This is a genomic window from Rhodopirellula maiorica SM1 (genome assembly GCF_000346295.1).
GTDB lineage: Bacteria > Planctomycetota > Planctomycetia > Pirellulales > Pirellulaceae > Novipirellula > Novipirellula maiorica.
Window position 1 is genome coordinate 1 of sequence record NZ_ANOG01000708.1, and the last position, 11,697, is coordinate 11,697.

Annotated in this window: 11 protein-coding genes; 4 read left to right on the forward strand and 7 right to left on the reverse strand. The window is 54.6% G+C overall.

Annotated elements, in window-relative coordinates; all coding sequences use genetic code 11:
- The 3 genes from RMSM_RS22960 to RMSM_RS22970 form a co-directional block, all read right to left on the reverse strand.
- Positions 1-400 (reverse strand): hypothetical protein (locus tag RMSM_RS22960; RefSeq protein WP_008702045.1); only part of this gene is annotated, 400 nt, incomplete at its 3' end.
- A 134-nt stretch (positions 401-534) separates the two neighbouring features.
- Complete coding sequence (locus RMSM_RS22965; protein ID WP_008702046.1) at positions 535-1,530, reverse strand: helix-hairpin-helix domain-containing protein; 996 nt, start codon at positions 1,528-1,530, stop codon at positions 535-537.
- A gap of 60 nt (positions 1,531-1,590) precedes the next feature.
- Positions 1,591-2,187, reverse strand: coding sequence for a hypothetical protein (locus tag RMSM_RS22970; protein WP_008702047.1), 597 nt, complete (start codon positions 2,185-2,187; stop codon positions 1,591-1,593).
- 445 nt (positions 2,188-2,632) lie between these two features.
- Here RMSM_RS22970 and RMSM_RS22975 point away from each other — a divergent pair, with 445 nt between their 5' ends.
- On the forward strand, positions 2,633-4,408 hold the full coding sequence (locus RMSM_RS22975) for a heavy metal translocating P-type ATPase (protein WP_236622273.1): 1,776 nt from the start codon (positions 2,633-2,635) through the stop codon (positions 4,406-4,408).
- A gap of 61 nt (positions 4,409-4,469) precedes the next feature.
- Here the strand turns inward: RMSM_RS22975 and RMSM_RS22980 are convergent, their stop codons facing one another.
- Positions 4,470-5,732, reverse strand: coding sequence for a WG repeat-containing protein (locus RMSM_RS22980; protein ID WP_008702051.1), 1,263 nt, complete (start codon positions 5,730-5,732; stop codon positions 4,470-4,472).
- 14 nt (positions 5,733-5,746) lie between these two features.
- Positions 5,747-6,148, reverse strand: coding sequence for a hypothetical protein (locus RMSM_RS22985; protein WP_144057890.1), 402 nt, complete (start codon positions 6,146-6,148; stop codon positions 5,747-5,749).
- 124 nt (positions 6,149-6,272) lie between these two features.
- On the opposite strand from RMSM_RS22985, the gene RMSM_RS22990 reads away from it, so the two are divergent.
- Complete coding sequence (locus tag RMSM_RS22990; protein ID WP_008702054.1) at positions 6,273-7,175, forward strand: universal stress protein; 903 nt, start codon at positions 6,273-6,275, stop codon at positions 7,173-7,175.
- A 176-nt stretch (positions 7,176-7,351) separates the two neighbouring features.
- Here RMSM_RS22990 and RMSM_RS22995 read toward each other — a convergent pair whose 3' ends face one another.
- Positions 7,352-8,305, reverse strand: coding sequence for a universal stress protein (locus RMSM_RS22995; protein ID WP_008702056.1), 954 nt, complete (start codon positions 8,303-8,305; stop codon positions 7,352-7,354).
- 597 nt (positions 8,306-8,902) lie between these two features.
- On the opposite strand from RMSM_RS22995, the gene RMSM_RS23000 reads away from it, so the two are divergent.
- Both RMSM_RS23000 and RMSM_RS23005 read left to right on the forward strand, forming a co-directional pair.
- Entirely contained in the window at positions 8,903-9,922 is a 1,020-nt protein-coding gene (locus RMSM_RS23000) for a potassium channel family protein (protein WP_008702058.1), read from the forward strand.
- Between the two features lie 333 nt (positions 9,923-10,255).
- Positions 10,256-10,516: a BON domain-containing protein gene (locus tag RMSM_RS23005; protein WP_052031768.1), complete on the forward strand. Its 261-nt coding sequence runs from the start codon at positions 10,256-10,258 to the stop codon at positions 10,514-10,516.
- Positions 10,517-10,542: 26 nt separating this feature from the next.
- On the opposite strand, the gene RMSM_RS23010 is transcribed toward RMSM_RS23005, so the two are convergent.
- The coding region (locus RMSM_RS23010; RefSeq protein WP_040769093.1) for an FAD-dependent oxidoreductase at positions 10,543-11,697 on the reverse strand (1,155 nt) is incomplete at its 5' end.

An 11,697-nucleotide genomic window follows, 5' to 3' on the forward strand; every position in this document is an offset into this window, starting at 1 on the left:
TGCGATGCTTTCTCATGTACGAGTGACATTCAACACAGCGAACGGTCATCGATACATATCCTAGCGTTGCTCGGCTAATATTCTTTTCCTTTGCGGCCTCCGCGATCATGTCCGCAGTACGTCGAAATTCCTGACTTTGAGTGACATACTCCGGTGTCTGTAACACATTCCAGCCACTTTCGAGACTTAACAATTTTAATGCTTTAGCATTTTTGCTAATCGTGTCAAAGTCCTCGAGTGTCAGCCCCTCCAGAATCGCTTTGGACCTATCAAGCTTCATCTTCATCAGCGGAGTGATACGATGAGGCGGCGCTTCGTTTGGCGGGTCGGCGCGACTGATCTGAAAAGCGGACGCCGCAAGAAACACGGCCAACACTAGGACACTAACGACTTTCATCATCGATTACTCCAGTTAAGCGAGTGGGGGGAAAGGACAAGATCGGAGAGGCGAAAAAAGTTGGAGGCTCGGTTGATCCGTTCAATAGGTTGCTTTATCAACGTAGCGAGATTGCCGTTTTGACGTGGCAGAGACGTCTATGCGTGTGTGTCCCCCGACGGGTGGTGCCGGTAATGTTGCCAGCATTCTTCTTCACGCCCGCGAACGATGCGGCAGCCACGAAGTTTGCCAAATTGAGAGGTGATCACCGTCCATCGATCATGCGACTTGGGATCGTCGCGATAGAGGATGACCCAATCCTTGGTCGTATTCAGTTCGTGGGCACGCGCGGTGTTCGAGTACATCGCGGTGTAGTGCCGGTCGGCTCGCTGGCAATGAAGTATGGGAAGCCAAGCCACCGCGCCAGGATTGAAATGCCGAGGTGCGATCTTAGTTAACTTGCCTTGCGAAGCTAGTCGCCGATACTCTTCATCGACGTCCAATAGTTCCGCGACCGAGACCTCGTGGTCGGATGGGCGGTCTTCGGAAACCGTGTTGCTATAACCCGCCCGCGCCGATCGCGTGCTGTCCGCCGCGGTGTCGGCAGAGTGGCGATGACGAAGACGATCCGCCAAACTTTCGCGAATGGCACGAATCCGTTTGCGTCCCAATCCCGGTACCTTTTCGAGTCGTCCGTCCTTGGCCGCAGCCCACAATTCCAGCAGAGTTTCGATCTCCAATTCCTCATGGATGCGATGGGCAAGCTCGGAACCGATGCTGGGCAATGTCGCAAACAGTCGCTCGGCGGTTTCTTCGCCACGCAGCCGATCCAACAAGGGGATGCGGCCCAATCGCAGGTATTGTTCGATTAAGTTTGCGATCGAATGTCCAATCGTTGGCAACTCAATCAGCCCCACCACGCCGTCGTGCAGCATGATGTTGCGTACCGGAGTGGCCAGCGAACGGAGTGTCTTGCTGGCGTTCTGGTAAGCACGAACACGGAACTCACCTGCGCCTTGTTCCGCCAACAGGTTGGCGATTTCATCGAGCAGTTCCGCGATGGCTTGATTTTCCAACGCGAGGTGACTCGACTCGGAAACCGATTCGATCTCGCAAGCAATTTCGTCGGGTTGATGAGACTGAATCGCGACCATCACAGCCACCTGCGGAAAGGTTGGGGAACGTTGCTTTGCCAACGCACGCGTTTTGCCGAATTATTTCGGTGTCCGAGGAAGCGCGGCATCCCGGGCGAGCACCTCGTCCAGGAACGAAAGAACACGCCGCTCATCGATCGTGGTTTTGACAAACCCCAGCACTCCGCCCGAAGCGTCCGCCACCGCTCTGGCTCGATCCATGATGTCCGCGCGGAGACTTAGCAACGAATCATCACTCATTTGCGTGATCAACTCGGTGATGTAGTGCTTCCAGGTTAACGCTAGTTTCTTTTTCGGTTTGACCGTCAACCAATGCTCGAGCAAATCGGCGGCCGGCGTTCCGTCGGCGATCCCTTTTTCATGAGCCGCTGCCAAAATAGGTTCGCGTTCTTCGGGATCCACTTTCCCATCGGCCCAGGCAACCAGGACCAGAGGAACCAACGACAACGCAGCGACCGTTTCCGCATTCGCGCCGGTTGCCAACAATTCGTCGATCAATTTGGCATCGGTTATCCCGGTCACTTCTGCGAGCTGTTTTCGATTGGCTTCAAGTTCCGTTTTCGCCTTCATGTTCGCAATGAGTCGCTCGTCGACTCGGTGAAAAAATTCATCTTCCAATGCTTGACGACGATCGGTGAATGCGTCTTTGGTCACCATTGCTGGCTCCTCTTGTTTTGTTGCCCGGTTGGATCATGTTGCGATTGCAACGGTAATCCAAAATGCAAACCTTGTGCCGTTAACGTGGGTCATGCCTTCCGTGCCGCTTTGTTGCGGAAAACATCTGCGCCTTAGCTGGTGGGCATAATTGATGTGTGACGCCTTGGCACATGTGTGCATTATGGTCGCATCAAAGTCGTGACAATCTTGGTTACGAGCTGGTGAAAATGCACAAGAGGAACAGACTTTTGCATGGTCAATGTATTCGCAAGATGCTTGGCGCAACGTTTGCCTGATCTGCGGTTTAACGACTGAACGTCTTCCCTATCCACACCCCCACTCGCTCGTGCCCACCTCAAAAACACCCGCGCCGGAACCGTCCGTCAGTCGAAAGCAAAGTGTGATTGCGGTGCTCGCAATCGTCGCGATCACTGTTCATTTAATCATGCGGTTTGTGATTCTTAGCGATCGTGACGTCGCAGAACTGCCGCTCCTGATTGCCTTGGTCTTCGGTGGAATCCCGTTGGTTTGGGAGTTGTTGGTCAAGTTGTTTCGGCGTGAATTTGGATCGGATTTGCTGGCGGGTATCTCGATCGTCACCTCGGTTGTCCTGCACGAATATTTGGCAGGCACCTTGGTGGTGCTGATGTTATCCGGTGGCGAAGCGCTCGAAGCGTACGCAGTGCGCAGCGCGTCGTCGGTTCTGCATGCGTTGGCCAAACGGATGCCCTCGGTGGCGCACCGTAAACAGGGAACGATGCTCGAGGATGTTGCCTTGGACGCGGTTCAGATTGGCGATGAATTGCTCGTGCTGCCTCATGACATCTGTCCGATCGACGGTACGGTGGTCGAAGGTCACGGAGTGATGGACGAGTCGTATTTGACCGGCGAACCTTACATGATGTCGAAAACGCCGGGATCGCAGGTGTTGTCGGGTTCGATCAATGGCGATTCGGCGTTGACGATTCGTGCAGAGAAGTTGGCGGTCGATTCACGCTATGCCAAGATCATGGGAGTGATGCAGTCGTCCGAACAGCACCGACCGCGGATTCGCCGTCTTGGCGACCAACTGGGGGCGTTTTACACGCCGCTTGCGGTTGCCTTGGGGGTTGCCGCTTGGGTTGTCTCCGGCGACCCGATCCGCTTTCTTGCCGTGATGGTGGTCGCGACGCCTTGTCCACTGCTGATTGCCATTCCGGTGGCCATTATCGGATCGATCTCGCTGGCGGCGCGTCGCGCCATCATCGTCCGTGACCCTGCCGTGCTGGAACAAGTCGATGTATGCAAGACGATCATTTTTGACAAAACGGGGACGCTGACCTATGGCAAGCCGCAGTTGATCCAGCAAATCGCCGCGCCGGAGCACGCACCGCAAGAAGTCCTCTCGCTGGTCGCCAGTCTGGAACAGTATTCCAAACACCCACTCGCTGAAGCGATCGTGGCCGCCGGTCGCAACGCGAATGTGGTTCTCAAAGAATCAAGTCAGATGAGTGAGCGTCCGGGGGAAGGGCTTCGCGGGATCGTGGCGGGAAAGGATATCCGCATCACCAGCCGTAAAAAATACGTTGCGGCGCATCCCGAGGCGAACGATACATTGCCGCAGCAAGTAGGAGGGCTAGAATGTTTGATTTTGATCGACGGAGTCTATGCAGCCACGTACCGATTCAGGGATGCACCTCGCAGCGAGGGCGCGGATTTTGTCCACCATTTGGCGCGGCGACACCAGATCGAGCGAGTCGTGTTGCTTTCGGGGGATCGCGAATCGGAAGTCCAATATCTGGCTGAACTTGTTGGCATCTCGGAATCCTACGGCGGGCAAAGTCCCGAAGACAAACTGGCGTTCGTGCGGAGGGAAACCGAGCGAGTCAAGACAATCTTTGTTGGCGATGGGATCAACGACGCCCCGGCCTTGATGGCCGCGACGATCGGGATTGCCTTCGGTCAAAACAGTGATGTGACAAGCGAAGCCGCTGGAGTGGTGATCATGGACAGTTCGCTGGCGAAGGTGGACGAGTTCATGCACATCAGTCGGCGGATGCGAACGATTGCGTTGCAAAGCGCGGTGGGTGGGATGGCGCTAAGCTTTATTGGAATGCTGATCGCCTCGGCCGGTTATCTCCCGCCGGTTGCCGGTGCGGTGACCCAAGAGGTGATCGACGTCATCGCGGTGCTCAATGCCTTGCGAGTCGCTTGGCCCCCCAAGAAACTCGTCGATTTTTGAAAGCCAAAGCCCCGCCTTGTCGTCGACCGGCGAAGGGCGATGTCGCAAAGGTACATCGGGCTTACCTTGGTTTGGTGCGGGGTTTGAACTTGTAGACGATTCTACCGGTTGTGTCGATGTAGCCGACATGGTTCGCGGCGCTCATGCCATAAAAAAACGGTGTCCAGTTTCCTTTTGGAATTTGGGCAACTTCGTTGCCTTGTTCGTCCATGATCCACGTTCCCCACTTTCCAGCATTGTCCCCTTCGACAATTGCAAAACCCTCGCTGTAGCGTGTCGGCCTGCGGAACGTCGGAGGCACCACCCACTTGCCCCCGCGATCACAATAGCCCCAAATGGGCTCATCGTATATCGTCGGGTCATATCCGTTCTTGCCACGTTTTGCGGGGTCTCTTAGGCGGATCAGGCCATTGACAAAACCTTCGTATGCAATGTGGTCGGGATGTTGTGATAGCTCCAGCGTTGCATCCAGCGGGAAGTCCGACAAACGCTTGCCGTCCGGATCGATAAAAAACAGACGCTCGCCCTGTTCTTGCAGTACCATCGCCATGCCATGGTCGTACCAAGTGACGATTTCGTACTCCGGGGCGACCGCCCAACTCCCATCGCGTTGGATGAATCCCCATTTGCCATCGAGCTTGACGGCGGCTCGCCCTTCTCGAAATTCCTGAAATCCTTCGAACTTGGGCTGCACAAGAATGTTTCCTTCTCGGTCCGCCAATCCCACCTTGCCGTTGATCCCTTCGTGCGTGACGAAGACCCGATCCTCGGCAATCCGGCTGCGAGCCACATACTCCACGGGCGCACGCCATTTCTTCAACGGATCGAAGGTGATCGCGGGGACACGACCAAACGCATCTTCTCGTCGGGAAAGATCCCAGACGAGAAAAAGCGAGTCACCCAAGTTTCGGATACTCCCAACGCCAATGAACGGCGGGTGATACCTGTGTTCTCCATGATCATCGGCAAACGCCCACCAATCCATGGTGGTCAACAGCACTGAGGCTTGGCCACTCAGCTTGGCATACGAGCTCCGAGGCGGCCTGAGATAGCATCGTGAAATTCCAATCATGCCTTCTTTGATCACGACATTCCCATGACGATCAATGGCGGATCGACGCTCTGTACCAGGTAACGGGTAGAAGGCTTCAACTCCCTCGGGGATGGCATAGCGTTTTTCGTAGTAGGCTTCATCGCGAACGACTCGGTCGCGATTTTCTAGATACAGACGCATGCCACCGCAGAGCCACCAATAGCCGAACCAAACTGCCGTGCAAATCGCAGTGGCGACGATGATTCGCTTGGTCGTGATTTGCTTCTTCATAAATCCTGTCATCTCTAACCCTCAAGCGGCCAAATCACGGCTTCGGCGATGGCTTCCAACGTCGAGTCAAATTCATCTTGAATATCAAGCGGGTTGGTATCCAGTTTGATTCGGAGTTGGTCGAACATGATCGCGAATCCACGGATAAACTCGTCAATCCCTCCTTCCGCGTCGGAACGGGGATCAAACAGGCTGACATCCTCCGGATAGTCGTGGCTAGCGGATCGTAGTGACGGTAAGAGGTTTGAGTCGATTCCATAACCATGATAACCGCTGGCATGAATCACTTCGAGAGTCACCGATTCGTCACCCTCATCATGAGCGTCGTCGGCGAGCGGAGTGAGAACGAGTTCAACGGAGGATTCACCTTCCGGAATCACGATGTAGTATTCGGAAGGCCCTAGGGCATCAATCAAACCAGGGAGTGAGCACAGGGTTAGCCGTCACCGTTGCTTGCGTTTTGACAAAAAACGGGACTTTAGCAGGCGATTGTGGTATCCTAAATTGATCCTTCCTCTGCCTTGATGGGAGTCTACTGCGATGAAAGTGCTACTTGCGACCGATGGGTCATCGTTAGCGAAGAATGCTGCGGAGTTGCTGCACCATCTCAAATTTCAGCAGCCTTTGAAACTTTCGGTGCTGACCGTTTCATTGGGACCCGAGTTGACGATTCACGGTAATCCTCAGAATTTAACTCGCGAGGAAGAAGAAAAAGAGTTCGTCGCTCGGCATCACGCCGAACTCGAAGCGATGTTCAAAGATCAGTGTCCCGACTATTTCTCGAAACTGCATCACACAGGAAATGTGGCCCAGTCGATCTTGGAGGTCTCGCGGCGCATCGTTGCCGATCTGATCGTGATCGGTGCGGTTGGCCATTCGTTGGTCAGCCGGATGTTGTTGGGCAGCATTTCGGATCGCGTTGCGACGCATGCGAAATGTTCGGTGCTGGTTGTGCGACCTCCCGACAAAGATCACCGTCCTCATGTCTGTCCCAAGAAGATCACCCTTGCCTACGATGGATCGTTGGCATCCCGCGAAGCCATCAACGAAATGATGCAGTTAACGTGGGACCCGGATTGTGAGTTCAGCGTGCTCAGCATTGCGCCGAGCTACGACTACCTGATGAGCGAAGGGGTGGCCGCCGGCGTCCTCGAGGACGAAGCGAAAGCCTTGGAACAAACGAAGGGTAAGGCCGAGTACACGGCCAAACAGCTTGCTGAGAAGCTGCCCAATACGCATCCGCATGTGATTCGCAGTCAGCACGAGGGAGAGGCGATTGTTCGCTTTACCGAGCATCAGCAAAGCGATCTGGTGATTCTAGGTGACACCGGGCACACTTTGCTGCACGATTTGTTTCTAGGCAGCACGACCAAGTATGTGCTGCGTCACGCACCCTGCAGCGTGTGGATCTCACGTCACCATCACACTGCCGAAGGCGAATGAGTCGTCGAGGGTTGGTTTTGGTTAGCGGAACGGCGCAAGCCGTCCGGTTGAGGCGAGTAAAACGTTCGGTTTAGACCGGGCGAGGCCCCGCGCCGCTCCGCTATAAAAGCCACCCGTTTAGTGCCAGAGGAGATACCAGTGGGCGCGTGTCGCTTCGAAACAGTACGACCGCTGGCTTAGGGATGATGATGCGGAAGTGTTACAGGCGATTCGAATCCGCTGGGTTTGACGGCCAAGATCGAACAGGGGACCAGCGGCAGCAATCGCTCGGCGGTGTTGCCGGTGATCAACCCCGAGATGCCCGAGCGGCCCAGCGTGCCCATCGCAAGCAGATCGATGTCGTATTGCTCGATACAGTGCCAGATCGCGAAGTCGGGCGGTCGTGTTGCGAAATGGATATGGGCTTCGCGTGACAAGTTGAACTGTTTCAACTGTTCGTTGATTCGTTGTTCGGCGTCGTGACGATGTTGTATCGCATTGTCATCGGATGCAGGATCGGGAAAGACATGATCTAACTCAGGGGACTCGATTGCGTGCAGCACATGCAGTTCGGCATCATACAGTTCCGCCATGGCTCCGCCTAATTCCATCGCTTCGTCGCCGACGGGGCGTAAGTCATGAGCCACCAAGACCGAACGAATCTTGTGCTCGGGCGGCGACTTGGTGACCCACACGGCACAGGGACATTTTCGCAATACCTTGACCGTATGACTGCCAGTCCCAAAAGGGTGTTTGTCGGGTACGTCTTTCGCGCCGACGATCACTAAGTCGTGCTTTTTCCAAATCACTTGACGGATCGTCTCCATCCAACTCTTGCCAAACACGACGCGATTGTCGGCCTGGATGCCTTCATCATTGGCATGTTTCACTAGATTGGCCATGATCTCCTTGGCATGATCGCGTACGGTGCGATGACCGTGCCCTTCGGGAACCAACAATTGTGTTTTAGCATCCAAATTCGGAGCCGAAGGTGGCAACACATTTAGAAAGGTTAGATGCGCCGAATTGATTTTGGCTAACCAAATCGCTCGTGAAATCGCTTTCAAGGAAGAAGCGGGAACGGTGTCGACGACGTAGCGATCCCCTTCGGATAAATCGACGCCGACTAGAATAGATTTGAATTGCTTCATTTCAGCGCGCCAGTGGCTCAGTGCAAAGCGAAGGGATGTAAAAAACGAGCTGTCGTATCGAACGCATTTCCTCGGTCGATCAGCTGCGATGAAAATGGCAAATGATGTGCCAAGTTGTGGTTCGAGGTCAGCGTCGCGAAGCTTGCTGCAAACTCCTCTGCGAACCGACAAGCCTAGGCTGCAATTCGAGATGACCAGCCGTTTAACGCAACGCTGTGAAGCATTTAGCCCCCGTGTTTTGCGAGGTTTTAGCGGTAGGGCGCAAGGTCTCCGGTTCCTCATCCCGACCAAAACACCGGAGGGCTCGCGCCCTACCGCTACAAAATGCTTCACAGCGTTGCGCTCAACGGTCAAGAGCCAGTGTGCGGCTTTGGTACAGTGCGATTCGGAGGCGAGGATGTTTATGTGCTCTGACGCACGCGGTCGACATAAGTGCGTGCACTTTGCCCAGCAAACGCGTCCCGCTGCTGTATTGGCATGATGAATGCAATTAGTGGGGCTGCGAGGTTGTTTTGTCGCTTGTATCTGCGGTATTGAGGTCTCGCGCGCAGACTGTTTTCAACCTCGGCTGCCGATGGCAATGCGCTAGGAGCAATAATGCGACAACTGGGCTGGATCGTTGCCGTGCTGACAGCTTTAACCACCATTGGAACATGTTGGTTCTGGCTCGTCGAAGGTTGGTCGCTTGTCGATTCCGCGTTCATGACGGTAATCACATTAAGCACGGTGGGGTACAACGAGGTCCGGCCATTGAGCGACCGCAGTCGTGTCTTTGTGATGATCTATTTAGTCTGCGGTTTGGGAGTCTTCTTATTCGCGGTCGTCCAGCTTGGCGAGATGATCGTCCGCGCGGAACTACGAACTTGGTTGAGGAAACGAGGGATGAATTCGACACTTCAATCGGTCAAGAACCATTTTATTGTGTGCGGCTTTGGACGTATGGGGCGAACCATCTGTCGTCATTTGGCGGATCGCAAACTGGCGTTTGTGGTTATCGACCAGAACGAAGAGACGCTGGCCGAATGTGAACAGCATGGTTGGCCGTGCGTGCGTGACGATGCGACCAGCGATTGCACGTTGCTGGACGCGGGGATCCACCGTGCTCGTGGTTTGGCGGTTGTGTTGGACAGCGATGCCGACAATCTGTACGTGGTCTTGTCGGCGAGGTTGATTGCGCCCGACTTGCAAATCATCGCTCGGGCTTCGGACGAGAGCAGTGCACATAAGATGGAAAAGGCGGGGGCGAATCGCGTGGTCAGTCTGTTCGCCAATGGGGCGGCAACGATGGCTCAATTGTTGATCAATCCGCACGTCGAAGATTTTTTCGAATTCGTCTCGGGGACCGGAGCGACGTTGGATCTTGCCGAAATTCGTGTCAGCGCGGATTCACCTTGTACGGGCCGCATGTTGGCGGATACCGATTTTCGCAGTCGTGGTGTCATCGTGGTCGCGGTACGTCGTCCCAATGGCGACGTGTTGCTGCCACCGTCGGGAAGCACTGTCATTGGCACAGGCGACGTGCTGATCGCGCTGGGCAAGGTGGCTGCCGTTTCCGCCGTGCTGTCGTGTGAGTACCAAGACGCGTCTGGAAGTTCGCTTGCGCACCAGAAAAATTGAGAGGTTGCGATTCATGTCCGCTGTCGCGATCGAAGCACGACAGTACTGTCGAAATGGATCTAAGGCATTCCCAACGCCTCGTTTGAATCCTTTACCAACAATCGTTCTTGACCGATGGCGGGATGCCGCTAGAGTTGAAATGCCTGAAGATGAACAACAGGATCTCGGGTGATCAAACCACCCCAATTGCGGTCCCCAATACGACAGGGATTGGTTCGACGTCGTAAGGATCTGGCATAGGAGGAGCTGGCACGCTCAACAAATGCAATCATCTGATTGCTTGCAATATTGATAGTCGTTGGTTTCGATCCAATCTCCCTACGGATTCCCGTAATGATTCAAACAACTGCGTTTCCCTCCTGTTCCCCCGAATTGCCCTCCGTGATTTCGTTAGACGTGGCCGTCAAAGCTAACGAGCTCTTTCGCACTTGCCCCTATTCGTCCATCCGAAACGTACAGTGCCGTTTTCACGAAGGCGTCTTGATTCTCAGTGGCGAAGTGCCTTCGTTTCACATGAAGCAAACCGCACAGGAATTGATTCGACACGTGCTGCATGTCGAACAAATCGACAATCGGCTAACCGTGGTTCGATAGCGATATTGGCTTTAAACTTGGGGCCCTTATTTCTCACTTGCAAGCGGCACCAATTGCAGTGCGTCTAAGATGACGAACCCGTCGGTTCCGCTGTTGGTCACGGTAATGACCGTTTCGGCAGAGTCGGTGAGATCCGCAACACCGACGCGGCGGAACAATTTGCCCGTTGGTAGCGTTTGGGTTTGGTCGACGGTAAATTTGGTTTCGCTCGATCCGCTGGTCACGCTAACCGGTACGTTCGTCGCGCGAGTGGGGTGAGCCGAGTAGGCCATTCTCACTTCATACTTGCCCGATTCGGAAGCGGTGAACCGAAACGTGGCTTGGGAACCGCCATCGGCGATCTTGTCGTCGTGGACGTAGCCGCGACCGAGATGGGGCGAGAAATTGGTCGAGTGTTTCCAGATACCGCTCAATTTGGCCATTTCGTCATCCAAGACAATGCCAGCAAACTTCGACACATCGATGCTGTCTTGACTAAAAATTCCTTCGGGGATTTCGAGCACCTGCTTTTGTCCTACGAGGCGTTCACGTAGTTCGGGATAGGCGAGTTCCTGAACCGCGGCGTCTTTATCCGCTGCCATCGCCGCAGCAATGCCGGCGCTTTGCCCCAGAATCATCCAGGTCGGCTCGACCCGAATTGACGAAATGGCGACATGGGTGCACGAAAGCGCCACCGGCACCAACAGATTCGAACATTCGCTGGGCATTGGCAAAATCGCACGATACGGAATGTGATAAGGATAGCCATGTCGTTTTCCTTTCATCCGCACCGGGAAAATCGTTCCTTCGTTGATCACGCCGCCATCGCGAAGTGCAATCCGTTGGCAATCGTGCGAATCGATGGGAAAGGAGGACACCACGATCGGATCCTCTTTCTCTTGATCCACCAAAATATCTTTCTGGCTGACCACATACATACCTTTCATGCGGCGACCTTCGCGAACGTAAAGTTGAGGCGAGAAGTGTCCGTACTTTGCGAACTCGTCCTTGCACAACCCGAGCCGAGCGTAGTGTTTGCGAGTGGACTCGGGCACCGCAGGATCGGTTGTCAAGAATTTGAAGAACTCGAGCGTGTATTGTTTGTGAGCCTCCCAAATCTGTTGACGCTTCGCGGCGTTGGCTTCGCTCCAGCCGTTGCACGCACCGACAAATCCAAACGAAAATTGGCCTCCGATCGAATT

Excerpts from the sequence above, each read along its gene's own strand:
- RMSM_RS23000 (WP_008702058.1), top strand. The coding sequence starts at position 8,903 with ATGCGACAACTGGGCTGGATCGTTGCCGTGCTGACAGCTTTAACCACC.
- RMSM_RS22980 (WP_008702051.1), bottom strand. The coding sequence starts at position 5,732 with ATGAAGAAGCAAATCACGACCAAGCGAATCATCGTCGCCACTGCGATT.
- RMSM_RS23005 (WP_052031768.1), top strand. The coding sequence starts at position 10,256 with ATGATTCAAACAACTGCGTTTCCCTCCTGTTCCCCCGAATTGCCCTCC.
- RMSM_RS22965 (WP_008702046.1), bottom strand. The coding sequence starts at position 1,530 with ATGGTCGCGATTCAGTCTCATCAACCCGACGAAATTGCTTGCGAGATC.
- RMSM_RS22990 (WP_008702054.1), top strand. The coding sequence starts at position 6,273 with ATGAAAGTGCTACTTGCGACCGATGGGTCATCGTTAGCGAAGAATGCT.
- RMSM_RS22970 (WP_008702047.1), bottom strand. The coding sequence starts at position 2,187 with ATGGTGACCAAAGACGCATTCACCGATCGTCGTCAAGCATTGGAAGAT.
- RMSM_RS22975 (WP_236622273.1), top strand. The coding sequence starts at position 2,633 with ATGCGGTTTGTGATTCTTAGCGATCGTGACGTCGCAGAACTGCCGCTC.
- RMSM_RS22995 (WP_008702056.1), bottom strand. The coding sequence starts at position 8,305 with ATGAAGCAATTCAAATCTATTCTAGTCGGCGTCGATTTATCCGAAGGG.